Source organism: Pseudomonas fluorescens, assembly GCF_900636825.1.
GTDB classification, from domain to species: Bacteria; Pseudomonadota; Gammaproteobacteria; order Pseudomonadales; family Pseudomonadaceae; genus Aquipseudomonas; species Aquipseudomonas fluorescens_BG.
The window spans coordinates 1974257-1999123 of sequence record NZ_LR134318.1 but is presented as its reverse complement, the minus strand read 5'-3'; the positions used below and the strand labels follow the sequence as shown (position 1 = coordinate 1999123).

Sequence of the window (24867 nt, the reverse complement as noted above, 5' to 3'; positions counted from 1 at the left end):
GTTTGAAAAAGGTGACCCGCCGTAAGGGCGGAACCCTAAGCAGCCGTTACCGCAGCAACGGATATGCCCTCAAGAGCCAAGATCAAAAGCGAACCCCCTCACCCCAACCCTCTCCCCCAAGGGGGCGAGGGGGAAAGGGGGCTTATCTTCATGAAGTTCAAAATTTCGGCCCGGCTATAACTCAGTCACGGACAAATTCAGCCACCTTCTGCGCAGCACTCGCCAAATGACCCGAATGCGTAAACCCGGAAACCTTGAGCGGTTTCAAATCATGGTCCCCGGAGGCCAACCAAAACACCTCAATACTCGGCGATAGATCGTAAGCCTCGACAGCGTCCCGATTGCCCAGAGCATCCCGCTCCCCCTGCACAATCAACGCCCGCGTACGCAACGAAGCCAAATGCTCAACCCGCGGCTTCTCCGGCTTGCCCACCGCATAAAACGGATACCCCAAACACACCAGCGCATCAGCCCCCAACTCATCCACCAGCAAACTAGCCATCCGCCCGCCCATCGACTTCCCGCCTACAGCCAAAACCCCAGCGACATGACGCCGCACAACCGCAAACACCTCCCGCCAGCAATCCTGCAACTTCGCCGCAGAATTCGGCGGGCGTTTAACCCCATCAACCCGCCGCTGCGCCATATACGCAAACTCAAACCGCAACACATTGACCCCAAGCCCGGCAAGCCGCCCAGCCATGTCGTTCATCCAGTCGCTATCCATCGGCGCACCTGCACCGTGAGCAAGGATCAGAGTCGCCGAAGCCTCACCAACAGCGGCATCCCAAAGCCACCCATGATCCCGCACACACTGCGCCCATTGATCCCCGTCAATACTGGCCTTGTGCTGTTTGTCCATGCTTGCCTCGCTTTTAGTCTGCCTATAACTCCAGGCGAAGGATTCGCGCGGTTTGCGCGCTCACTTCGGCTGAACCGTGGATGGGGAACCATGAACACTTCTATCAGTACCGCCTACAACTACAAGGTGGTCCGCCAATTCGCCATTATGACGGTGGTGTGGGGCATCGTCGGCATGGGGCTCGGGGTTTTTCTCGCCGCTCAATTGGTCTGGCCCGAACTCAACTTCAATTTGCCCTGGACCAGTTTCGGCCGCCTGCGCCCGTTGCACACCAACGCGGTGATCTTCGCGTTCGGTGGCTGCGCGCTGTTCGCCAGTTCTTTCTACTCGGTGCAACGCACCTGCCAGACGCAATTATTCGCGCCGCAAATCGCCGCGTTCTGCTTCTGGGGCTGGCAGCTTGTGATTCTGTTGGCGGCGATCAGCCTGCCGCTGGGTTACACCAGTTCCAAGGAGTACGCCGAGCTGGAATGGCCGATCGACATCCTGATCACCATCGTCTGGGTCGCCTACGCCATCGTGTTCTTCGGCACGATCATGCAGCGCAAGACCAAACACATTTATGTGGGCAACTGGTTTTTCGGCGCGTTCATCATCACCGTGGCGATTCTGCACATCGTCAACAACCTTGAGTTGCCGGTGAGTTTCACCAAGTCGTACTCGGTTTATGCCGGTGCGACCGACGCCATGGTGCAATGGTGGTACGGCCACAACGCCGTAGGCTTTTTCCTCACTGCCGGGTTCCTCGGGATGATGTACTACTTCGTGCCGAAACAGGCCGAACGTCCGGTGTATTCGTATCGGCTGTCGATCGTGCACTTCTGGGCCTTGATCACCCTGTACATCTGGGCCGGTCCGCACCATTTGCACTACACCGCGCTGCCGGACTGGGCGCAGTCGCTGGGCATGGTGATGTCGCTGATTCTGCTGGCACCGAGCTGGGGCGGCATGATCAACGGCATGATGACCCTCTCGGGCGCCTGGCATAAGTTGCGCAGCGACCCGATCCTGCGCTTCCTCGTGGTGTCGCTGGCGTTCTACGGCATGTCGACCTTCGAAGGGCCGATGATGGCGATCAAGACTGTCAACGCCCTCTCCCACTACACCGACTGGACCATCGGCCACGTTCACGCCGGCGCGCTCGGCTGGGTGGCGATGATTTCCATCGGCGCGCTGTATCACATGATTCCGAAAATCTTCGGTCGTGCGCAGATGCATAGCGTTGGCCTGATCAACGCGCACTTCTGGCTCGCGACCATCGGCACCGTCCTCTACATCGCTTCGATGTGGGTCAACGGCATCGCCCAGGGCCTGATGTGGCGCGCGGTCAACGAGGACGGCACGCTCACCTACTCCTTCGTCGAAACTCTGGTGGCCAGCCATCCGGGCTTTGTCGTGCGGCTGGTCGGCGGGGCGATTTTCTTCAGCGGCATGTTGCTGATGGCTTACAACACCTGGCGCACCGTGCGGGCCTCGCAGCCTGCCGAAGTCGTCGCTGCCGCGCAGATGGCCTGAGGAGTCCGCCATGAAACACGAAACCATTGAAAAGAACGTCGGCCTGCTGATGCTGCTGATGGTGTTCGCCGTGAGCATCGGCGGCCTGACCCAGATCGTCCCGCTGTTCTTCCAGGACGTCACCAACAAACCGGTGGAAGGCATGAAGCCCTACACCGCGCTGCAACTGGAAGGCCGCGACATCTATATCCGCGAAGGCTGCGTCGGTTGCCATTCGCAAATGATCCGCCCGTTCCGCGCCGAAACCGAACGCTACGGGCACTACTCGGTGGCCGGCGAAAGCGTTTGGGATCACCCGTTCCTCTGGGGTTCGAAACGCACCGGGCCGGATCTGGCGCGAGTCGGCGCACGCTACTCGGATGACTGGCACCGCGCGCATTTGTACAACCCGCGCAACGTCGTGCCGGAATCGAAAATGCCGGCCTATCCGTGGCTGGTTACCCAAGCGGTCGACAGCAGCCACACCGAAACCAAGTTGAAAACCATGCGCACCCTCGGCGTGCCGTACACCGACGACGACATCGCCGGCGCGGTGGCCAGCCTCAAGGGCAAAACCGAAATGGATGCCCTCGTTTCCTATCTGCAAGTGCTCGGCACTGCGATCAAGAGCAAGAGGTGAGCCATGGTCATTGAAATGAGTGCAGGCCTGATCCGCGGCCTCGGCACGGTTGTGGTGTTCGTCGCCTTCGTCGGTTTGACGCTGTGGGTGTTCAACCGCAAGCGCACCCCGGAATTCGCCGAAGCACGCCTGCTGCCGTTCGCCGACGAACCACAACCCGAAACACATTCAGCCCCTGAAACAAGGAGTACCCGGCCATGACCACCTTCTGGAGTACGTGGATCTGCGTACTGACCCTCGGCAGCCTGATCGGCCTGACCTGGCTGCTGATCGGCACGCGCCGGGGCGAAACCAAGGGCAGCGTCGACCAGACCATGGGCCACAGCTTCGACGGCATCGAGGAATACGACAATCCGCTGCCACAGTGGTGGTTCATGCTGTTCGCCGGCACGCTGGTGTTTGCCGTGGGTTATCTGGTCCTGTATCCGGGCCTTGGCAGCTGGAAAGGCATCCTGCCCGGCTACGAGGATGGCTGGACCGGCGTGCACGAGTGGGAAAAGGAAATGAACAAGGCTGACGCCCGATTCGGCCCGATCTTCGCCAAGTTCGCTGCGATGCCGCTGGAAGAAGTGGCGAAGGATCCGCAGGCGCTGAAAATGGGCGGTCGTCTGTTCGCCTCCAATTGTTCGGTGTGCCATGGCTCCGATGCCAAGGGCGCGTTCGGCTTCCCTAACCTCGCCGACAGCGACTGGCGCTGGGGCGGCGATGCCGAGACGATCAAGACCACCATCATGGGTGGGCGAATGGCGGCGATGCCTGCGTGGGGCGAAGTGCTCGGTGAGGCTGGGGTGAAAAATGTTGCCGCCTATGTGCGCCACGAACTGGCCGGCCTGCCGCTGACCGCCGACAGCAAGGCGGATCTGCAGGCCGGGCAGCAAGCGTTCAGCAGCACTTGCGTTGCTTGCCACGGCGCCAGCGGTCAAGGCACGCCGGCGATGGGCGCACCGAACCTGACCCATCCGGCCAGCTTCATTTACGGCACCAGCCTGACCCAACTGGAACAGACCATCCGCCATGGTCGTCAGGGACACATGCCTGCGCAGAATGAATTGCTGGGGAACGATAAAGTGCAATTGCTCGCTGCTTATGTATACAGCCTTAGCCACGGATTGAATGAAGATAAACTCACAAGTGAAGCCAATACAAAATAGATATTGAACACACAACTGTCGCGACTTTTTTGTCGCGGCAGTTTCCCGCCCCCTTGCGACGCATTGTCGCACCCCTCGCAACCTCTCCTTTCGGAACCCCGGATTCGGGTCTACGCTTGATCGAAGCGGACCGGCTGAAGTCGGTCTTCAGATCAATCCCGAACGATGCGCGCCATGCACCGGTTGATGGATTAGCCGCAAAGGCAGGCAGTTAACGGCTGTTGCGCCGATTGCCCTCAGTCCCCCGAACACGACCTGCGAACAGGCATTGATGACGGCGATCCGGACCCCGCGCTTTTTTCGTTCCATGCGACATTTTGTCAGAGGCCATTTTTGACCTTACGCGGCGCATGGAAAGGCCGCAGAATCAGCGTTGGAAAGCATTGACTCAGGTCATGGCGCGTTGCATTGACCCCCTGCTCTCTGCATACTTGCGGCCGATTTTAATCCTAATAAAACACCTAAACCGTGGAACCTTAGAATGAGCACAGCAATCAGTCCGACTGCTTATAACTATAAGGTAGTCCGCCAGTTCGCCATCATGACGGTGGTCTGGGGGATCCTTGGCATGGGGCTCGGTGTCTTCATCGCCTCGCAACTGGTCTGGCCGGAATTGAACTTCGGTCTGCCGTGGACGAGCTTTGGACGCTTGCGCCCGTTGCACACAAACCTGGTGATTTTCGCCTTCGGTGGTTGTGCACTGTTTGCCACTTCCTACTATGTCGTGCAGCGAACCTGCCAGACCCGACTGATTTCCGACAGCCTCGCGGCCTTCACCTTCTGGGGTTGGCAGGCGGTGATTGTCGGCGCGATCATTACCTTGCCGCTGGGTTACACCACCACCAAGGAATACGCGGAACTGGAATGGCCGATCGCCATTTTGCTGGCCATTGTCTGGGTCACCTACGGGCTGGTGTTCTTCGGCACCATTACCAAGCGCAAGACCAAGCACATCTACGTCGGCAACTGGTTCTACGGCGCTTTCATCGTCGTAACCGCGATGTTGCACATCGTCAACCACGCCTCCCTGCCGGTGAACCTGTTCAAGTCCTACTCCGCCTATTCCGGCGCGACCGACGCGATGATCCAGTGGTGGTACGGCCACAACGCGGTGGGTTTCTTCCTGACCACCGGCTTCCTCGGGATGATGTACTACTTCGTGCCGAAACAGGCTGAACGTCCGATCTATTCCTATCGCCTGTCGATCGTGCACTTCTGGGCGCTGATCACCCTGTACATCTGGGCCGGCCCGCATCACTTGCACTACACCGCGCTGCCGGATTGGGCACAATCGCTGGGCATGGCAATGTCGATCATCCTGCTGGCGCCGAGCTGGGGCGGCATGATCAACGGCATGATGACCCTGTCGGGCGCGTGGCATAAATTGCGCACCGACCCGATCCTGCGTTTCCTCGTGGTGTCGCTGGCGTTCTACGGCATGTCGACCTTCGAAGGGCCGATGATGGCGATCAAGACCGTCAACTCGCTCTCGCACTACACCGACTGGACCATTGGCCACGTTCACGCCGGCGCGCTCGGCTGGGTCGCGATGATCTCGATCGGCGCGATCTATCACATGATCCCGAAACTGTTCGGTCGGGCGCAGATGCACAGCGTCGGCCTGATCAACGCGCACTTCTGGCTCGCCACCATCGGCACCGTGCTGTACATCGCTTCGATGTGGGTCAACGGCATCACTCAGGGCCTGATGTGGCGCGCCATCAACGACGACGGCACCCTCACCTACTCCTTCGTTGAAGCGCTGCAGGCCAGCCATCCTGGCTACATCGTTCGTGCTCTGGGCGGTGCATTCTTCGCCAGCGGCATGTTCCTGATGGCTTACAACGTATGGCGCACCGTACGCGCCTCGAACCCGGTTGAAGCCGAAGCCGCTGCCCAGATCGCCGTTGTTGGAGCTCACTGATGAAGCATGAAGCTGTCGAGAAGAATATTGGCCTGCTGGCCTTCTTCATGGTCATCGCCGTCAGTGTTGGCGGCCTGACCCAAATCGTTCCGCTGTTTTTCCAGGATGTCACCAACAAGCCGGTCGAAGGCATGAAGCCGCGCTCGGCGCTGGAACTGGAAGGCCGCGACGTTTACATCGCCAACGGTTGTGTCGGCTGCCATTCGCAGATGATCCGCCCGTTCCGCGCTGAAACCGAACGCTACGGGCATTACTCGGTGGCTGGCGAAAGCGTCTGGGATCACCCGTTCCTGTGGGGCTCCAAACGTACCGGCCCGGACCTCGCCCGCGTCGGTGCGCGTTACTCCGATGACTGGCACCGCGCGCACTTGTACAACCCGCGCAACGTAGTGCCAGAGTCGAAAATGCCGGCTTATCCGTTCCTCGTGGAAAACAAGCTCGACGGCAAGGAAACCGCGAAAAAAATGGAAGTGTTGCGCACCCTCGGCGTCCCCTACACCGACGAAGACATCGCCGGCGCACAGGATGCCGTGAAGGGCAAAACCGAAATGGACGCGCTGGTGGCCTATCTGCAAGGCCTGGGCACCATCATCAAAAGCAAACGGTGAATCTGATGGATATCGGGATGATTCGAGGCCTCGGCACCGTTGTCGTGATGGTGGCGTTCATCGGTCTGGCGCTGTGGGTCTTCAGCCCCAAGCGCAAGTCGGAGTTTGAAGACGCGACCATGTTGCCTTTCGCGGATGATCCCGAAGCCATCAAGCACGTCGAGCAAGCTTCTAGGAGTAACAAAGAATGACTACATTCTGGAGTCTGTACGTCACAGTCCTCAGTCTCGGTACGATCTTCGCCCTGACCTGGCTGCTGCTGTCGACCCGCAAGGGCCAGCGCAGCGAACAGACGGACGAGACAGTGGGGCACTCTTTCGACGGGATCGAGGAATACGACAACCCGCTGCCGAAATGGTGGTTCATGCTGTTCGTCGGCACGATCATTTTCGCCTTGGGTTATCTGGTGCTGTACCCGGGTCTGGGCAACTGGAAAGGCCTGCTGCCGGGCTACGACTATCTCGATACCGAAAAGCAGACCGCGTTTGCCAACGGCAAGACCGGCTGGACCGGCGTCCACGAGTGGGAAAAGGAAATGGCCCGTTCGGACGCGCGCTTCGGCCCGATCTTCGCCAAGTTCGCGGCCATGCCGATCGAGGAAGTCGCCAAGGATCCGCAAGCACTGAAAATGGGCGGCCGTCTGTTCGCCTCCAACTGCTCGGTGTGCCACGGTTCCGACGCCAAAGGTGCCTATGGTTTCCCGAACCTGACCGACGCCGACTGGCGCTGGGGCGGTGAACCGGAAACCATCAAGACCACCATCATGGGCGGCCGTCACGCGGTGATGCCGGCCTGGGCGGAAGTAATCGGTGAGCAAGGCGTGGCCGACGTGGCAGCATTTGTCGTGACCAACCTTGATGGGCGCAAACTGCCGGAAGGCACCAAGGCCGATCCGGCCAATGGACAGAAACTCTTCGCTGCCAACTGCGTGGCCTGCCATGGCCCGGCCGGTAAAGGCACCCCAGCCATGGGCGCACCTGACCTGACTCATCCGGGCGCGTTCATCTACGGTTCGAGCTTCGCGCAACTGCAACAGACCATCCGTTACGGCCGTCAGGGCCAGATGCCGGCGCAGGAGCAACTGCAAGGCAACGACAAAGTTCACCTGCTGGCGGCGTATGTTTACAGCCTGTCACATGGTGAGAAAGCACCGGAAACCGAAGCACAGTAAGCGACCACCGCGGCAACGACAAAGCCCCCGCCCATTGACTTGTGCGGGGGCTTTTCATTACGGGCGGTTGGCGAAGATCGATTTCACAGGGACGGTCTCAATCAGCTTACGGTTCCGCCAGTCATTGTTTCTCACCAGCGATACGTGCAGTAGTTTACGGTCCTCGGAAAAGGTCGCGGTCAGGTAGGTTTGCTGAGAAGCGCTGCCGCTCACGAATACCGGGACATCACCTATTCTTCGCATTTCACCGCCGTCAAAGTGGAAATGCCCGCCAAAGATCGCCGTCACCTGATATTTTTTGATCATGTCGACAAACCGCTGGTACTGCTTCGGATCATCGCCCCAGTTATAAGGCTTATGCATGTTGAGGATAATGGCGTAGCCCTGAGTGCGAGCCACCGACAGGTCGTATTCGAGCCAGTCCAATGCATCCGTAATTGCAAATGTCGTCGGATTGAGCGGATCAGCAATATAACGGGTGTAGGTTGGCTCATTGTTGAGCTGCACCAAATGAACTTCGCCGACGTTCTTGGAGTAAGCCAGACTACCAGTGTACAGCTTATTCAGAAACCAGCCTGATATCTTGAGATCAAAGTTATCGACCTTGTTCTCATGATGTTCTTTGAACTCGACGATACTACCCGCAGCACAGTTGTTGCTAAAGCAATCGTCTACATTGTTTTCATAATCATGATTACCCAGACCATATAGGTAATCATCGCCAAAATGGCGCTTCAATGCCGTGTTGAGATAAGCCCGCTGCCAACCGTGGCCGAAGTGCGTCATGTCGCCATTGATCATCAGCGGCACCTGCGCCAGCCCGCCCATGTTGTTTCTGAACTCGGAAATGCTCGCAAACTGGGCCTCGATAAACCATTTGGCGCGCACTTCGTAAACGTTGTCCGCCTCTGGTTCATCGGTATCGGTCTTATCGGTCCAGGGGTACTGCGGATCCGAGGCGAATACCATGTGACGTGGCGTTCCTTCAATCGCATAAGCGCAAGAGATCAGCAATAGCGAAGTTGCCGCATGGCAATTGCCATCAGCCTTTTAAGTTTCATTGAATTCCATTTCCATTGCAATTAAGTAAGTTGCCGTATTTATAAGAACAGGCGAGATACAACTTATGCAAAACCGGCAAAGCTGGCAAACGCCAGATGTAAGCCAATTGAATTAATATATTTCAACGATCATTCAATACTTTGCGACACTTATGCGCTGGACTTGAAATCTGCTTCAGCCTAATTTTCCGCTACGCCCGCAAATGACTGCGAGAGCATTATCAAGGACGAAATAATGACGAGCATGCAAAATAGCGATACACCGCCAGACACGGAATCCGCAGCGCCGGCATCCATCACGCCAGAGCTCGAACCGCTCGCACCAACGAATGCTGAAGAAGGTCGTTCGCGGCCCACTCGTTCTGCCAACCCTGACCGACGCGCGACCAATACCAGCGGGCTCGACTCCCTTGGGGGCGGCCGCTTGCCCTGAACCGGCACGAAAGGCATGAGCAACGGCCATTCACTCAACGCAGCGATTGGCCGTCGGTTTCACCCAATAGCGTCCATACTTCACAAGTCAATTGATCCAGGTCATTACACCATCAATTGATTTCCCCCAACGCGACCAAAGGTCGCACCCATGATTCAGACCTGCAGGCGTATCATTGCGCCATTGCAACAGCCTTTTTTGACCTTGGTGGGCACGTATCGACCGAGGCATTTTTCCACTGCCGTGGGATGCAACGATGAGCAATCAGATTCCGGTACACGACGTAACTCCGCCAAACAAAAACCCGAACAACAGCGTCGATCTTTACGCCTCACGTGAAAAAATCTACACCCGCGCTTTCACCGGAGTGTTCCGCAATCTGCGGATGCTCGGCGGGGCTGCATTGTTCCTGTTGTACTTCGGCACGGTGTGGCTGAACTGGGGTGGGCACCAAGCGGTTTGGTGGAACCTGCCGGAGCGCAAGTTCTTCATCTTTGGTGCGACGTTCTGGCCCCAGGATTTCATTCTGCTCTCGGGCCTGTTGATCATTGCCGCGTTCGGGCTATTTTTCATCACCGTTTACGCCGGTCGCGTGTGGTGCGGCTATACCTGCCCACAAAGCGTCTGGACGTGGATTTTCATGTGGTGCGAAAAGGTCACCGAAGGCGACCGTAACCAGCGCATCAAACTCGACAAGGCGCCAATGAGCGCCAACAAGTTCCTGCGCAAAGCGGCCAAACATTCGCTGTGGCTGCTGATCGGTTTTGTCACTGGCATGACCTTCGTCGGCTACTTCTCGCCGATCCGCGAACTGGTCTTCGAATTCTTCACCGGGCAAGCCGATGGCTGGTCGTATTTCTGGGTCGGTTTCTTCACCCTCGCCACGTACGGCAATGCCGGTTGGTTGCGTGAGCAAGTGTGCATTTACATGTGCCCGTACGCGCGCTTCCAGAGTGTGATGTTCGACAAGGACACGCTGATCGTTTCCTACGACCCGCGCCGTGGTGAAAGCCGCGGCCCGCGCAAGAAAGGCATCGATTACAAGGCCCTCGGCCTGGGGGACTGCATTGATTGCACGATGTGTGTGCAAGTGTGCCCGACCGGCATCGACATTCGCGACGGCCTGCAGATCGAATGTATCGGTTGCGCCGCGTGCATCGACGCCTGCGACAGCATCATGGACAAAATGGATTACCCGCGCGGGCTGATCAGCTACACCACCGAACACAACCTCTCGGGGCAGAAAACCCATAAACTGCGGCCACGCCTGATCGGCTATGCGGTGGTATTGCTGGCGATGATCAGCCTGTTGGTGACAGCATTCTTCATGCGTTCGCTGGTCGGTTTCGATGTCAGCAAGGACCGTGTGCTGTACCGCGAAAACGCCGAAGGCCGGATCGAAAACGTCTACAGCCTGAAGATCATGAACAAGGATCAGCGCGACCACACGTACGTGCTGCAAGCCGAAGGTCTGCCGGACCTGCGCCTGCAAGGCAAGCGCGAGATCAAGGTCGCGGCCGGGGAAATTTTCAGCATGCCGGTCGAGTTATCAAGTGCGCCGGAACAAATGCCATCAAGCACCAACGAGGTGAAATTTATCCTCAGGGACGCCGATGACGACAGCGTCCACGTTGAAGCCAAGAGCCGATTCATCGGCCCACAAATCCGTTGAGAGAACTGAACATGCCCGCAGCAAACGCCGCAAGTCCCTGGTACAAGCATCTTTGGCCATGGATCATCATCGCGATTCTGGCCTGTTCGGTGGCGCTGACCTTGTCCATGGTGACTATCGCGGTGAACAACCCGGACAACCTGGTCAACGACAACTACTACGAGGCGGGCAAAGGCATCAACCGTTCGCTGGATCGCGAGTTGCTCGCGCAGAACCTGAAACTGCGCGCGGCGGTGCATCTGGATGACGTCACCGGCGAAGTGGATCTGCGTTTGAGCGGAGCCAGCCAGCCGCAGACGCTGGAACTGAACCTGATCTCGCCGACCCAGCCGGAAAAGGATCGCAAGATCGTTCTGACCCGCAGCGAGAGCGAGACCGGGCGCTACATCGGGCAACTGAACGACAAGGTTGAAGGGCGTCGTTTCGTGGAACTGCTCGGCACGCAAGATGAGCATATCTGGCGCATGTTTGAAGAAGAACTGGTCAGCCACGACAAGGATCTGCTGCTCGGCGATGAACCGCTGCAGGGCGCGGAAGACTTGAAGAAGTGAATCAAAATCAAGAGCCCCTCACCCTAGCCCTCTCCCGGAGGGAGAGGGGACTGATCTCGGTTGCTTGGAAGCGGGGCTTATGACAGTGACAATGTCGGGGACTGAAGCCGCTTTTCCGGCTCACATCGATCGGCTCCCTCTCCCTCCGGGAGAGGGCTGGGGTGAGGGCAAGCGGACACACCCAATGCAAGGGCTCACACCCTCAACAATGCCATGACCACCCCACTTCCCTGCTACCACTGCGCCCTGCCCGTCCCCTCCGGCAGCCGCTTCGCCGCCGTCGTCCTCGGCGAATCCCGCGAGTTCTGTTGCCCGGGTTGCCAGGCCGTGGCCGAAGCAATCGTCGCCGGAGGTCTGCAAAGCTACTATCAGCATCGCAGCGTAGCCTCGGCCAATCCCGAAGCGCTGCCAGTGCAGTTGACCGACGAACTGGCGCTGTATGACCGTGCCGACGTGCAGCAACCCTTTGTTCGCCACGACGGCGAACTGGCCGAAACCACCCTGCTGATGGAAGGCATCAGTTGCGCCGCCTGCGGCTGGTTGATCGAGAAGCATCTGCGCGCCCTGCCCGCCATCGCCGAGGCTCGGTTGAACCTGTCCAACCATCGCTTGCATGTGAGCTGGGCGGATGCGCAACTGCCGCTGAGCCAGATACTCGCCGAATTGCGCCATATCGGTTACGCCGCCCATCCGTATCAAGCCGATCGTGCCAGCGAACAACTGGCCAGCGAAAACCGCCTGGCCCTGCGTCAGCTCGGTGTCGCCGGTCTGCTGTGGTTCCAGGCGATGATGGCGACGATGGCAACGTGGCCGGAGTTCAACATCGATCTCAGTCCGGAGCTGCATACGATCCTGCGCTGGGTCGCGTTGTTTCTGACCACGCCAATCGTTTTCTACAGCTGCGCGCCTTTCTTCAAGGGCGCAATACGTGATTTGCGTACTCGCCACCTGACCATGGATGTCTCGGTTTCCCTGGCCATCGGCAGCGCTTACCTTGCCGGGATCTGGACTTCGATCACCGGCGTGGGTGAGCTGTATTTCGACGCGGTGGGCATGTTCGCGCTGTTTCTGCTCGCCGGGCGTTATCTGGAACGTCGCGCCCGCGAGCGCACCGCTGCCGCCACCGCGCAACTGGTCAATCTATTGCCGGCCTCGTGCCTGCGCCTCGATGACAGCGGTCAGAGCGAGCGCATCCTGCTCAGCGAGTTGCGCCTCGGCGAGCGGATTCTGGTGCCGCCCGGCTCGATTCTGCCGGCCGACGGCAAGATCATCGATGGTCAGTCGAGCATCGACGAATCATTGCTGACCGGCGAATACCTGCCGCAACCGCGCACGCTGGGCGATACGGTCACCGCCGGCACGCTCAACGTCGAAGGCGCATTGACCGTTGAAGTGCAGGCGCTCGGACAAGACACGCGCCTGTCTGCCATCGTGCGCCTGCTTGATCGCGCTCAGGCGGAGAAACCGCGTCTGGCGGAAATCGCCGACCGCGCCGCGCAATGGTTTTTGCTGCTCTCGCTGATTGCAGCGGCGGCGATCGGCCTGCTCTGGTGGCAACTCGATTCTGCCCGGGCGTTCTGGATCGTGCTGGCCATGCTGGTGGCGACCTGCCCGTGCGCCTTGTCACTGGCGACTCCGACCGCGCTCACCGCCGCCACCGGCACCCTGCATAAACTCGGGCTGCTGTTGACACGCGGGCATGTGCTGGAAGGTTTGAACCAGATCGACACGGTAATCTTCGACAAGACCGGCACGCTCACCGAAGGCCGATTGGTGCTGCGCTCGATCCACCCGCTCGGCGCGCTCGACAGCGAACAATGCCTGAGCCTTGCCGCCGCGCTGGAAAACCGTTCGGAACACCCGATTGCTCGCGCTTTCGGCCGCGCGCCAAAGGCTGCCGAGGATGTACTCAGCACTCCGGGGCTCGGTCTCGAGGGGTTGGTCGGCGAGCAGCGTTTGCGCATCGGTCAGGCTGCATTCGCCTGCGCATTGAGCGGTGCCGCCGTGCCGTCGATGCCCGACGAAGCCGGGCAATGGCTGCTGCTCGGCGATGCTCAAGGCCCACTGGCGTGGTTCAGCCTCGACGATCGCCTGCGTGATGATGCGCCGGCCTTGCTCGCAGCTTGTAAAGCACGGGGCTGGCGCACTTTGCTGTTGTCCGGCGACAGTTCGCCGATGGTCGCCAGTGTCGCCGCCGAACTCGGTATCGACGAGGCCCGTGGCGGTCTGCGTCCCGACGATAAACTCCAGGTTTTGCAGCAATTGCACCGTGAAGGCCGCAAGGTTTTGATGCTCGGCGACGGCGTCAATGACGTACCGGTGTTGGCGGCGGCGGACATCAGCGTGGCGATGGGCTCGGCCACCGATCTGGCGAAAACCAGTGCCGATGCGGTGTTGTTGTCCAACCGTCTCGACGCCTTGGTGCAAGCCTTCACGCTGGCACGACGCACTCGCCGGGTGATCATCGAGAACCTGCTGTGGGCGGCGCTGTACAATGGCCTCATGTTGCCGTTCGCCGCCCTCGGCTGGATCACCCCGATATGGGCGGCGGTCGGCATGTCGATCAGTTCGCTGACCGTGGTGCTCAATGCCCTGCGCCTGACTCGCCTGCCGAGCGCGCCGGCCACTCGCCCTTCGGCAGAAACGCGCCCGCTACCGGCCTGAGCCGCGCGGGCCTGGAGTACAGATGCCAGCTCTCTACGTGATGATCCCCGCTGCTTTGCTGATTGTGGCCATCGCCGTGTACATCTTCTTCTGGGCGGTGGACAGCGGTCAGTACGATGACCTCGACGGCCCGGCCCACAGCATCCTGTTCGATGATCAGGACCCGAACCACACCGCTGCTGTGGACGAAGCCAACGCCGGCAAACCGGACGACAAGGCCCCGCCCCATGCTTGAACTGGCGCCCCAGCTGGTCTCGGCACTGATTCTTGGCCTGCTCGGCGGCGGTCATTGCCTGGGCATGTGCGGCGGCTTGATGGGCGCGCTGACCCTGGCGATTCCCAAGGAACAGCGCAGCCGCCGCTTGCGCTTGTTGCTGGCGTACAACCTGGGCCGAATTCTCAGTTATGCCACGGCGGGATTGCTAATCGGCCTGGCCGGCTGGGCGGTCGCCAACAGCCCGGCGGCCATGTTCATGCGCGTGCTCGCCGGGCTGCTGTTGATCACCATGGGCTTGTATCTCGCCGGCTGGTGGAGCGGATTGACGCGGATCGAGTCGCTTGGACGGGGACTGTGGCGCTTTATTCAACCGGTGGCTAATCGCTTGCTGCCCGTTTCGAGCCTGCCGCGCGCACTGCTGCTCGGCGCGCTGTGGGGCTGGCTGCCGTGCGGACTGGTTTACAGCACATTGCTGTGGTCAGCGAGTCAGGGCAATGCGCTGGACAGTGCGCTGCTGATGCTTGCGTTCGGCCTCGGCACCTGGCCGGTCCTGCTCGCCACCGGCCTGGCGGCTGAACGGGTTACCGCGATATTGCGCAAACGCAGCGTGCGCGTGGCGGGCGGCGTGCTGGTGATTCTGTTTGGAATCTGGACCCTTCCGGGCCCTCACCAACATTGGCTTATGGGCCATTAGAATCAAAAGATCGCAGATTGCGGCAGCTCCTACATTTGCAATGCAATCCGCTGTAGGAGCTGCCGCAGGCTCGGGCCGCGTTCGGACGATCTTTTGATCCTGTGCCGTTGACGCAAATCAACAGCCCCATCGCCGCACCTCGATAGACTCGCCACACTGCCAGCCTATCCGGGGGAATGCCCGCATGCTCGACGCCATTCGTTGGGACTCTGATCTGATCCGCCGTTACGATCTGGCGGGCCCGCGTTACACCTCGTACCCGACCGCCGTGCAATTTCACGGGCAGGTCGGCACCTTCGACCTGTTTCACGCCCTGCGCGACAGCCGCAAGGCGCAGCGGCCGTTGTCGCTGTACGTGCACGTGCCGTTCTGCGCAAACATCTGTTACTACTGCGCGTGCAACAAAGTCATCACCAAGGATCGCGGCCGCGCGCAACCCTATCTGCAACGGCTCGAGCAGGAAATCCAGTTGATCGCCTGCCATCTCGACCCGGCGCAAACCGTGGAGCAATTGCATTTCGGCGGCGGCACGCCGACCTTTCTCAGCCACGACGAGTTGCGCCAGCTGATGGCGCACTTGCGCAAGCATTTCAATTTGCTGGATGACGATTCCGGCGATTACGGCATCGAAATCGATCCGCGCGAAGCCGACTGGTCGACCATGGGCCTGCTGCGAGAACTGGGGTTCAACCGCGTCAGTATTGGCCTGCAAGATCTCGACCCGGCGGTGCAGCGCGCAGTCAATCGCCTGCAAAGCCTGGAAGAAACCCGCGCCGTGATCGACGCTGCCCGCACTCTGCAATTTCGTTCGATCAATATCGATTTGATCTACGGCTTGCCCAAGCAGACGCCGGATAACTTCGCGCGCACTGTCGAGGAAGTGATCAGCCTGCAACCGGATCGTCTGTCGGTGTTCAATTACGCACACCTGCCGGAACGCTTCATGCCGCAGCGGCGGATCAACAGCAGCGAATTGCCGAGCCCGGCGCACAAACTGGAGATGCTGCAACGCACCATCGAACAACTGACCGCTGCCGGTTACCGCTACATCGGCATGGATCATTTCGCCCTGCCCGATGACGAGTTGGCCATTGCGCAGGAAGAACACACCCTGCAACGCAACTTTCAGGGCTACACCACCCACGGTCATTGCGACCTGATTGGTTTGGGCGTGTCGGCGATCAGCCAGATTGGCGACTTGTATTGCCAGAACAGCAGTGACCTCAATGCCTGGCAGAACAGCCTCGCCAGTGCGCAACTGGCGACCAGTCGGGGCCTGGTGTGCAATGCCGACGACCGTTTGCGTCGCGCGGTGATTCAGCAACTGATCTGTAACTTCAGCCTGGAGTTCGCCGCCATCGAGCAGCAGTTCAATATCGATTTTCAGGGCTATTTCGGCGCGCTGTGGCCGCAACTGCAAGCCATGGCCGACGATGGCCTGATCAAAGTCGAGCGCGAGCGCATCGAAGTGTTGCCGGCGGGCCGTTTGCTGGTGCGCTCGGTGTGCATGATTTTCGATGCCTACCTTGCCCAGCAGAATCGCCAGCGTTTTTCCCGGGTGATTTAGGGCTTGGTCAGCAATGAACCGACCTTGAGGTTCTGGTCCGGCGTCAGCGCGGATTGGTTCATGACTTTCGACAACGCCAGATTGGCAGTGATCAAGCCGCTGTTGAGCGCCGCGATGGCGCCACGCAATGCCGCGAGTTTGTTGATTTTTTCTTCGTTTGAGAGGGTCTTGTCGGTCATGACGGCTGCCATGCGGGCTTTCTTCTCGACAATCTCTTTCTGGATTTTGCGGATCATTTTCAGCAACTGCTGGATGTTCTCTGGCAGACCACTGTTGTCGATGTCGCTGTTTTCGCCACCGACAGCTGCGGATTTTTCGATCGCCGCACCGGACAGCGACACTTTGACGCCCTCGACCAAGGTCGGGGTTGTTTGCGTTGCAGAATCGGCGTGGCGGTCTGCGGCAGATTCGTCTGTGGCAACCTCCGGTGACGTCGCAACACCATGGTTCCCGGGGTTCAGCGTGCCAATGGCAGTCATCGGATCCTTCCTTTCATGCGTTCTGATAGCAGGTTATCGGCCGTATCTGCTGCGGCTTGATCTCGGTGCGACGGCATAGCACGCGCTGGCCTGAGAGTCCTTCGGTGGGTTACCCTTACGGCTTATGTGTGTTTTCCCACAAGGATTGAAGAAATGTCCGAGCCAGTCAAACAGCGCGCTCACAACCAGGCCCATTGCAAGGATTGCAGCCTGGCCCCTCTCTGCCTGCCACTTTCTCTGAATCTGGAAGACATGGATGCGCTGGACGAAATCGTCAAACGCGGGCGCCCGTTGAAAAAAGGCGAGTTCCTGTTCCGCCAGGGCGACACGTTCGATTCCGTTTATGCAGTACGCTCCGGCGCCCTGAAAACCTTCAGCCTGAGCGACGGCGGCGAAGAACAGCTGACCGGCTTCCATCTGCCGAGCGAACTGGTCGGGCTGTCTGGCATGGACACAGAAAAACATCCGGTATCGGCACAGGCGCTGGAAACCACTTCGGTTTGCGAAATCCCCTTCGAACGCCTTGATGAGCTTGCCCTGCAATTGCCGCAGCTGCGCCGCCAGTTGATGCGGGTGATGAGCCGCGAGATTCGCGACGATCAGCAAATGATGCTGTTGTTGTCGAAGAAAACCGCTGATGAGCGCATTGCCACGTTTCTGGTCAACCTGTCCGCACGCTTCCGCGCTCGCGGCTTCTCGGCCAATCAGTTCCGCCTGAGCATGTCGCGCAATGAAATCGGCAATTATCTGGGGCTCGCCGTGGAAACCGTGTCGCGGGTGTTCACGCGCTTCCAGCAAAACCAGCTGATTGCCGCCGAGGGCAAAGAGATTCACATCCTCGACCCGATCCAGCTCTGCGCGCTGGCCGGCGGCTCGATCGAAGGCTGATCGCGACCCGCGGTTGAGCGAATCGTTTCAGCCGCGGGTATACTGCGCCGTTTGCAGCCCTGCCAGGACACCCCGATGGTCTTCGACTCCTTCGACATCAAATCCCTGATCCGCCCCGTGATCGATTTTCCGAAACCGGGCGTGATTTTTCGCGACATCACCCCGCTGTTCCAGTCGCCAACCGCCCTGCGCCTGGTGATGGACAGCTTCGCTCATCGCTACGTCGAGGCCGACTTCACCCACATCGGCGCGATGGACGCCCGTGGTTTCCTGATCGGCTCGGTGCTGGCCTATCAGTTGAACAAGCCGCTGGTGCTGTTCCGCAAGCAAGGCAAACTGCCGGCGGACGTGCTCGCCGAAGGCTACGCGACCGAATACGGCGAAGCTTTTCTCGAAGTGCACGCCGACAGCCTGTGCGAGGGCGATTCGGTGGTGATGTTCGACGATTTGATCGCGACCGGCGGCACGCTGATCGCGGCGGCCAACCTGATTCGCCGGATGGGCGCGCGGGTGCATGAGGCGGCGGCAATTATTGATTTGCCGGAGTTGCAAGGTTCGCAGCGTCTTGAGGACATGGGCATTCCGACCTTCTGCCTGACGCAGTTTGCTTTGACCGATAAATAATCAAGATCAAAAGATCGTCCGATCGCGGCCCGAGCCTTCGGCAGCTCCTACATTGGAATGTGCGTTTCCCTGTAGGAGCTGCCGAAGGCTCGGGCCCCGATCGGACGATCTTTTGCCTTTAAAGCCCCATCTGCTTGCTGATGATTTCGTTCATCACTTCCCGCGTCCCGCCGCCAATCGACAGAATGCGGTTGTCCCGGTACAGCCGTTCCACCAGACTTTCGCGCATATAACCCAGCCCACCGAGAATCTGCACGGCCTCTGTGGTGATGCGGTCGGATGTGTCTGTGGCAAAGTTCTTCGCCATGGAAATCTCCTTGATCACGCTCTGCCCCGCGGCCATTTTCGCCGCCTGCCGATAGGTGAACTCGCGCGACACTTCAAGCGCCGTGGCCATCTCGGCGAGACGATGTTTGATTACCTGAAACTTGCCGATCGGCTTGCCGAACGCTTGACGCTCGCGCGCCCATTTCAGGCTCTCATCCAGCGCCAGCTGTGAAGTCATATTGGCCATCAATGCCAGCGCCAGGCGTTCGCTCTGAAAGTTGCCCATGATGCAGGCAAAGCCCATGTTCTCGGCGCCGATCAGATTGCCTGCCGGCACGCGGCAGTCATCGAAAAACAATTCAGCAGTGTCCGACGCCCACCAACCCATTTTCTTCAGCTGACGGCCGACGGTGAAGCCCGGCGTGCCCTTTTCGATCAACAGCAGACTGATACCGCCGAAACCCGGCGCACCGGTCCGCACCGCCACGGTGTAGTAATCCGCGCGCACGCCGCTGGTGATGAAGGTTTTGCTGCCGCTGACCCGGTAAAAATCACCGTCGTGCACGGCGCGGGTTTGCAGGTTGGCGACATCTGAACCGCCGCCCGGCTCGGTCACGGCCAACGCGCTGATCTTTTCGCCGCTCAGCACCTGAGGGACAACACGATCACGCACCTCGGGCCGCGCCCATTTGACGATCGGCGGCAATCCGATGTCCAGCGAGCCGAGCCCCGCGACCAGGCCGCCGGAGCCGCAGCGCATCAACTCCTCGCTGGCGGCGACCTTGGCGAACAGATCGCCTTCATGACTGCCACCCAGCGCTTCGGGATAGCCGATGCCGAGGATGCCCGCAGCACCAGCCTTCAGATAGAGCTCACGAGGAAAACTTTCGGCTTCTTCCCACTGATCGATGTCCGGCAGGATTTCGCGTTCGACAAAGCGTCCGACGCTATCGCGAACCAGTTGATGGCTGGGGTCGAAGTATTCCTGAAAGGCAGGCATGGGCGAGCTCCACGGAAGGGTTCGCCGACGTTAACCGAGCGCTTGCTTGGTTTACAAGATACAGAGGATCAAAAGATCGCAGCCTTCGGCAGCTCCTACGTTGGAATTCCCTGTAGGAGCTGCCGAAGGCTGCGATCTTTTGATTTTTCTATCAGAGGGAGATCGGTTTACGCCCAGCAAACGAATGCGCCAGCGTGCCGCCATCAGCCTGGTTTAAAAAACATCGAGCATCAAAAGATCGCAGCCTTCGGCAGCTCCTACGTTGGAATTCCCTGTAGGAGCTGCCGAAGGCTGCGATCTTTTGATTTTTATCAGAGAGAAATCGGTTTACGCCCGGCAAACGAATGCGCCAGCGTGCCGCCATCGACCAGTTCCAGCTCGCCACCCAGCGGCACGCCGTGGGCGATGCGCGAGGCGATCAGGCCTTTGTGCTGCAGCAACTGCGCGATGTAATGCGCCGTAGCCTCGCCTTCGACGGTCGGATTGGTCGCGAGGATGACTTCGCTAAACGTGCCCGCCTCTTCGATCCGCGCCATCAATTCCGGTATGCCGATCGCTTCCGGCCCCAATCCGTCCAGCGGCGACAAATGGCCCTTGAGCACAAAGTAACGACCGCGAAAACCGGTCTGCTCGACGGCATAAACGTCCATCGGCCCTTCCACCACGCACAGCAGCGTGTCGTCGCGGCGGGTGTCGGCGCATTGCGGGCACAGGTCATCTTCGGTCAGCGTGCGGCACTGGCGGCAATGGCCGACGCCTTCCATGGCTTGGCCCAGCGCTTGTGCCAGACGCAAACCACCGCTGCGATCACGCTCGAGCATCTGCAACGCCATGCGCTGGGCGGTTTTCTGGCCAACGCCTGGCAGGATGCGCAGAGCGTCGATCAGTTGGCGAATCAAAGGGCTGAAGCTCATGGGTACACAGTCCGACAAATCAACGAGACGCGGTTTATACCCGCGCCTCTGGCCAGCGTCAAATACTCAGTCTTGGGCGACCCGCACCACCAGTTTGCCGAAGTTGCGCCCTTCCAGCAGGCCGATAAACGCCTCGGGCGCCTGTTCCAGGCCTTCGACCACGTCCTCACGGAATTTCACCTTGCCGTCGCGCACCCACGGCACCATGGCGCTGATGAATTCCGGCTGACGATCACCGTAGTCATCGAACACGATAAAGCCCTGAATCCGCGCGCGCTTGGTCAGCAAGGTGCGCTGCAGCATGGGCAGGCGATCGGGGCCGGTTGGCGCTTCAGAGGCATTGTAACCGGCGATCAGGCCGCACAACGGGATGCGCGCCTTGGGATTGAGCAACGGCACGACCGCGTCGAAGACATGGCCGCCGACGTTCTCATAATAAATGTCGATGCCGTCGGGGCAGGCCTTGGCCAGTTGCTCGGCGAAGTCATCGGCCTTGTGGTCGACGCAAGCATCGAAACCCAATTCCTCGACCACGTATTTGCACTTCTCGGCACCACCGGCCACGCCGACCGCGCGCAGGCCTTTGATCTTCGCCACTTGTCCGACCACCGAGCCGACGGCACCGGACGCCGCCGCGACAACCAGCGTCTCGCCTTCTTTCGGCTGACCGATGTCCATCAGGCCCATGTATGCGGTCATGCCTGGCATGCCCAGCACCCCGAGGGCCATCGACGGGCTCGGCAGTCCGGCGGGGATCGGCATGATGTTGCGGCCGTCGCTGATGCTGTGGCTCTGCCAACCGGTGGCGCCGACCACCAGATCGCCTTTGTGAAATTTCGGGTGACGCGAATCCTCGACACGGCTGACCGCGCCACCGGTCATGACTTCGCCGATCTGCACCGGGGCGGCGTAGGACGGTGCGTCGCTCATGCGCCCGCGCATATAGGGGTCGAGCGACAGATAAAGCGTTTTCAGCAGCACCTGGCCGTCCTGCAGATCCGGCAGCGCCTCGCGCTCGAGGCGGAAGTTCTCCGGAGTCGGCGCGCCGGTCGGGCGTGAAGCAAGAACGAAGCGTTGGTTGAGGGTAAGAGGGTCGGACATGTCAGCGTCTCCTGTGAATGGGGAATTCGGCGGTATAGGGAGCAGACCGTCGGCAACGGTGCCGGGTTCGATGTTTCACACCGCACGTCCTTCATGTAGGAGCTGCGGCACGCTGCGATCTTTTGATCTTTGCTTAAGAGCAGGATCAAAAGATCGCAGCCTCGTTTCACTCGACAGCTCCTACAGGGATTGGGTGTGAACTGTGTTCCCGTGTAGGAGCTGCGGCACGCTGCGATCTTTTGATCTTTGTTTAAGAGCAGGATCAACAGATCGCAGCCTCGTTGCACTCGACAGCTCCTACAGGGTGCTGTGGCTATCGGGCGGAAACAAAAATGCCAGGCGAGATGCCTGGCATTTTGTGTAGCTCATCTGCCGCCGATTGGCGAATCAGAATGGCAGTTTCATACCCGCTGGCAGGTTCATGCCGGCAGTCATGCTGCCCATTTTTTCCTGGCTGTTGGCTTCGATCTTGCGCACGGCGTCGTTGACGGCGGCGGCGACCACGGCTTCCAGCATTTCTTTATCGTCTTCGCTCAGGCCTTCAACCAGGCTTGGGTCGATGCTGACGCTTTTCACGTCGTGACGACCGGTCATCACCACGGTGACCATATCGCCGCCGGCCTTACCGGTGACTTCGGCGTTGGCCAGTTCTTCCTGCATCTTGGCCATTTTTTCCTGCATCTGCTGCGCCTGCTTCATCAGGCCGGCCATGCCACCTTTCATCATGGGAATCACCTCAAACGTACTTGGATCAAAACAGCGCCCGGCCATCGAGGCCGGGCACCTTCAGTTATTAGCCTTGAGTGACCAAGGCGTCGACAGGTTCAATAGTATCGCTTCGCACCACCGCGCCGAACTGCTGAACCATCTGCTGGATGAACGGATCACCGTGGATCGATTCCTCCGCTTCGCGCTGACGGTTGGCACGCCGGCGGGACGCGGCCTGCGCCGGGGTTTCCTGCTCGGGCTTGATCAGCTCGATGGTCAGCGTGAGTGTGCGCCCGTGGAACTGGTTCAACGCATCGTTGAGACGACGCTGCTGCGTGGCGTTGAACAGCGCGCTGTGCGCAGGATCGAGGTGCATCAACCAATGGTCGCCATCGACAGCGATCAACGTGCAGTTGGCGGCGATGCTGCCGGTCATGCCGGAAATCGGCAGTTTCGGAAACAGCTCCAGCCATTGCAAGGCCAGACCGGTCGCCGGCGCAGCGGCTGGTTCCGGCTCGGGTTCCGGCTCGGGATCGGCGGCGTGTTCGCTGGCCAGTTCGTCGAGGTAGCTGTAGGCCGAATCCATGTCCGGCTCGATGTAGTCCTCGTCCAGCGGCGGTTCGTCGTCCATGTCCATGCCCGGTGTTGCGGCATCGACGTCGGCGACGGACGGCTCGGGAATCGGCGCAGCGGCCCACTCTGGCGCATCCGGGACGACGCTGTCCGGAGTCGGCAGCGGCATCGGCGGCAACTCGGGCTGCTCGCCGGCAGTTTCCAGTACCGGCTCGACGGCAGGCTGCTGTGCCGGTTCAGGCTCGGACTCGGGCTCGGCTTCGACTGGATCGTTCCACGGCAGATCGACCACGGCTTCGACGGCAACTGGCTCGGGCTCTGGTTGCGGTTGCGGTTCAACCACCGGCGCCACCGCTGCAGCCTCGGGAATCGGCGCTACAGATGCAGGCTCAGCCGCAGCGACCACCGGCGCAGGCTTGGGCGCGGCAGCCACGGAGTTTGCGGAATCAACTGTGGCCTGGCTGATCCCCACTGGCTTTAGCGGTTGCCTCGGCGCATCGGCCGTATCCGCCGGTCGGAACGCCAGCATTCGCAGCAAGACCATCTCGAAGCCGCGGCGCGGGTCCGGTGCCAGCGGTAAATCGCGGCGACCGATCAGTCCCATCTGGTAATAGAACTGCACGTCTTCGGCCGGCAAAGCCTGGGCCAGGGCCAACACGCGATCGCGGTCGCCATGCCCGTTGTCGACGCCTTCGGGCAAGGCCTGGGCGATGGCGACGCGGTGCAGAACGTTGAGAATTTCCGAGAGCACGCCGTTCCAGTCCGGCCCCTGCTCGGCCAGATGACGCACCGCCTCGAGCAGCGCCTTGGCATCGCCTTCGATCAGCGAGTGCAGTACGTCATAGACCTGGCCGTGATCCAGCGTACCGAGCATCGCCCGCACATCGGTGGCCAGAACCTTGCCTTCACCAAAGGCGATGGCCTGGTCGGTCAGGCTCATGGCGTCGCGCATCGAGCCATCAGCGGCGCGACCGAGCAGCCACAGCGCGTCGTCTTCGAACGGTACGTTTTCGGCCGTCAGAACGTGGGTCAAATGCTCGACCACGCGCTCCGGCGTCATGTTCTTCAGAGAGAATTGCAGGCAGCGCGACAAAATCGTTGCCGGAAGTTTCTGCGGATCCGTCGTCGCCAGGATGAATTTGACGTACGGCGGCGGTTCTTCAAGGGTTTTCAGCAGCGCATTGAACGAATGGCTGGAAAGCATGTGCACTTCGTCGATCAGGTAGACCTTGAAGCGCCCACGGCTCGGCGCGTACTGCACGTTGTCGAGCAGCTCGCGAGTGTCTTCGACCTTGGTGCGGCTCGCGGCGTCGATTTCGATCAGGTCGACAAAACGCCCTTCATCGATCTCGCGACATACCGAACATTCGCCGCAGGGGCTGGAGGTGATACCTGTCTCACAGTTCAGGCATTTGGCAATGATCCGCGCAATCGTGGTTTTACCCACCCCGCGCGTCCCGGTGAACAGGTACGCATGGTGCAGCCGCTGGCTGTCCAAGGCATTGATCAGAGCCTTGAGCACATGGGTCTGGCCGACCATTTCGCGGAACGAGCGCGGACGCCATTTACGTGCAAGAACCTGATAACTCATCGAAAACCGTCGC

24 protein-coding genes are annotated in these 24867 nt (G+C 59.9%); 16 read left to right on the top strand and 8 right to left on the bottom strand.

Features of this window, described 5'->3' with window-relative positions; all coding sequences use genetic code 11:
- Nucleotides 1-181: 181 nt before the first annotated feature.
- Nucleotides 182-862, bottom strand: coding sequence for an alpha/beta family hydrolase (locus tag EL257_RS09140; RefSeq protein WP_126361830.1), 681 nt, complete (start codon nt 860-862; stop codon nt 182-184).
- 90 nt (nt 863-952) lie between these two features.
- On the opposite strand from EL257_RS09140, the gene ccoN (EL257_RS09135) reads away from it, so the two are divergent.
- The 8 genes from ccoN (EL257_RS09135) to ccoP (EL257_RS09100) all read left to right on the top strand — a co-directional run bounded on the left by ccoN (EL257_RS09135) (nt 953) and on the right by ccoP (EL257_RS09100) (nt 7850).
- On the top strand, nt 953-2377 hold the full coding sequence (ccoN, locus tag EL257_RS09135) for a cytochrome-c oxidase, cbb3-type subunit I (RefSeq protein WP_126361828.1): 1425 nt from the start codon (nt 953-955) through the stop codon (nt 2375-2377).
- 10 nt (nt 2378-2387) lie between these two features.
- Nucleotides 2388-2996 carry a cytochrome-c oxidase, cbb3-type subunit II gene (gene ccoO / locus EL257_RS09130; protein ID WP_126361827.1) on the top strand — a complete coding sequence of 203 codons (609 nt, stop codon included), beginning with the start codon at nt 2388-2390 and terminating at the stop codon, nt 2994-2996.
- Nucleotides 2997-2999: 3 nt separating this feature from the next.
- Nucleotides 3000-3197, top strand: a complete 198-nt coding sequence (locus EL257_RS09125) for a cbb3-type cytochrome oxidase subunit 3 (RefSeq protein WP_126361825.1) — start codon at nt 3000-3002, stop codon at nt 3195-3197.
- Nucleotides 3194-4147, top strand: coding sequence for a cytochrome-c oxidase, cbb3-type subunit III (ccoP, locus tag EL257_RS09120; protein ID WP_126361823.1), 954 nt, complete (start codon nt 3194-3196; stop codon nt 4145-4147). The genes EL257_RS09125 and ccoP (EL257_RS09120) overlap by 4 nt, the downstream gene beginning before the upstream one ends.
- A 481-nt stretch (nt 4148-4628) precedes the next feature.
- Nucleotides 4629-6071 carry a cytochrome-c oxidase, cbb3-type subunit I gene (gene ccoN / locus EL257_RS09115; protein WP_126361821.1) on the top strand — a complete coding sequence of 481 codons (1443 nt, stop codon included), beginning with the start codon at nt 4629-4631 and terminating at the stop codon, nt 6069-6071.
- On the top strand, nt 6071-6679 hold the full coding sequence (gene ccoO, locus EL257_RS09110) for a cytochrome-c oxidase, cbb3-type subunit II (protein ID WP_126361819.1): 609 nt from the start codon (nt 6071-6073) through the stop codon (nt 6677-6679). Before ccoN (EL257_RS09115) ends, ccoO (EL257_RS09110) begins: the two co-directional genes overlap by 1 nt.
- A 5-nt stretch (nt 6680-6684) precedes the next feature.
- A complete protein-coding gene (locus tag EL257_RS09105; RefSeq protein WP_126361818.1) occupies nt 6685-6870 on the top strand; it encodes a cbb3-type cytochrome oxidase subunit 3 in 186 nt (61 codons plus the stop codon).
- Complete coding sequence (gene ccoP / locus EL257_RS09100) at nt 6867-7850, top strand: cytochrome-c oxidase, cbb3-type subunit III (protein WP_126361816.1); 984 nt, start codon at nt 6867-6869, stop codon at nt 7848-7850. The genes EL257_RS09105 and ccoP (EL257_RS09100) overlap by 4 nt, the downstream gene beginning before the upstream one ends.
- A 57-nt stretch (nt 7851-7907) precedes the next feature.
- Here the strand turns inward: ccoP (EL257_RS09100) and EL257_RS09095 are convergent, their stop codons facing one another.
- On the bottom strand, nt 7908-8819 hold the full coding sequence (locus tag EL257_RS09095) for a metallophosphoesterase family protein (RefSeq protein WP_126361814.1): 912 nt from the start codon (nt 8817-8819) through the stop codon (nt 7908-7910).
- A 781-nt stretch (nt 8820-9600) separates the two neighbouring features.
- Here EL257_RS09095 and ccoG point away from each other — a divergent pair.
- From ccoG to hemN, 6 genes are all read left to right on the top strand, one after another.
- Entirely contained in the window at nt 9601-11016 is a 1416-nt protein-coding gene (ccoG, locus tag EL257_RS09090) for a cytochrome c oxidase accessory protein CcoG (RefSeq protein ID WP_126361812.1), read from the top strand.
- A gap of 11 nt (nt 11017-11027) precedes the next feature.
- Complete coding sequence (locus EL257_RS09085) at nt 11028-11567, top strand: FixH family protein (protein ID WP_126361810.1); 540 nt, start codon at nt 11028-11030, stop codon at nt 11565-11567.
- 213 nt (nt 11568-11780) lie between these two features.
- Nucleotides 11781-14231 (top strand): heavy metal translocating P-type ATPase, encoded by a 2451-nt coding sequence (locus tag EL257_RS09080; RefSeq protein ID WP_126361808.1) that lies wholly within the window; start codon nt 11781-11783, stop codon nt 14229-14231.
- 22 nt (nt 14232-14253) lie between these two features.
- The gene (ccoS, locus tag EL257_RS09075; RefSeq protein ID WP_039763029.1) at nt 14254-14466 is read left to right on the top strand and encodes a cbb3-type cytochrome oxidase assembly protein CcoS; all 213 of its coding nucleotides are present in this window, start codon (nt 14254-14256) and stop codon (nt 14464-14466) included.
- Nucleotides 14459-15142, top strand: coding sequence for a sulfite exporter TauE/SafE family protein (locus tag EL257_RS09070; protein ID WP_126361806.1), 684 nt, complete (start codon nt 14459-14461; stop codon nt 15140-15142). The genes ccoS and EL257_RS09070 overlap by 8 nt, the downstream gene beginning before the upstream one ends.
- A 184-nt stretch (nt 15143-15326) precedes the next feature.
- On the top strand, nt 15327-16709 hold the full coding sequence (gene hemN / locus EL257_RS09065; RefSeq protein ID WP_126361804.1) for an oxygen-independent coproporphyrinogen III oxidase: 1383 nt from the start codon (nt 15327-15329) through the stop codon (nt 16707-16709).
- On the opposite strand, the gene EL257_RS09060 is transcribed toward hemN, so the two are convergent.
- Nucleotides 16706-17188 (bottom strand): hypothetical protein, encoded by a 483-nt coding sequence (locus EL257_RS09060; RefSeq protein WP_126361802.1) that lies wholly within the window; start codon nt 17186-17188, stop codon nt 16706-16708. The two genes, hemN and EL257_RS09060, sit on opposite strands and share 4 nt — an antisense overlap.
- 153 nt (nt 17189-17341) lie before the next feature.
- Here EL257_RS09060 and fnr point away from each other — a divergent pair, with 153 nt between their 5' ends.
- Nucleotides 17342-18076 (top strand): fumarate/nitrate reduction transcriptional regulator Fnr, encoded by a 735-nt coding sequence (fnr, locus tag EL257_RS09055; protein ID WP_126361800.1) that lies wholly within the window; start codon nt 17342-17344, stop codon nt 18074-18076.
- Between the two features lie 75 nt (nt 18077-18151).
- Entirely contained in the window at nt 18152-18700 is a 549-nt protein-coding gene (locus EL257_RS09050; RefSeq protein ID WP_007918333.1) for an adenine phosphoribosyltransferase, read from the top strand.
- A 118-nt stretch (nt 18701-18818) separates the two neighbouring features.
- Here the strand turns inward: EL257_RS09050 and EL257_RS09045 are convergent, their stop codons facing one another.
- The 5 genes from EL257_RS09045 to dnaX all read right to left on the bottom strand — a co-directional run bounded on the left by EL257_RS09045 (nt 18819) and on the right by dnaX (nt 24854).
- On the bottom strand, nt 18819-19967 hold the full coding sequence (locus EL257_RS09045) for an acyl-CoA dehydrogenase family protein (protein WP_126361798.1): 1149 nt from the start codon (nt 19965-19967) through the stop codon (nt 18819-18821).
- A gap of 311 nt (nt 19968-20278) precedes the next feature.
- Nucleotides 20279-20881: a recombination mediator RecR gene (gene recR, locus EL257_RS09040; protein ID WP_126361796.1), complete on the bottom strand. Its 603-nt coding sequence runs from the start codon at nt 20879-20881 to the stop codon at nt 20279-20281.
- 66 nt (nt 20882-20947) lie between these two features.
- The gene (locus EL257_RS09035) at nt 20948-21982 is read right to left on the bottom strand and encodes an NADP-dependent oxidoreductase (RefSeq protein ID WP_126361794.1); all 1035 of its coding nucleotides are present in this window, start codon (nt 21980-21982) and stop codon (nt 20948-20950) included.
- A gap of 387 nt (nt 21983-22369) precedes the next feature.
- A complete protein-coding gene (locus EL257_RS09030) occupies nt 22370-22708 on the bottom strand; it encodes a YbaB/EbfC family nucleoid-associated protein (RefSeq protein ID WP_003223337.1) in 339 nt (112 codons plus the stop codon).
- Nucleotides 22709-22775: 67 nt separating this feature from the next.
- Nucleotides 22776-24854, bottom strand: a complete 2079-nt coding sequence (gene dnaX, locus EL257_RS09025; RefSeq protein ID WP_126361792.1) for a DNA polymerase III subunit gamma/tau — start codon at nt 24852-24854, stop codon at nt 22776-22778.
- Nucleotides 24855-24867: the final 13 nt, after the last annotated feature.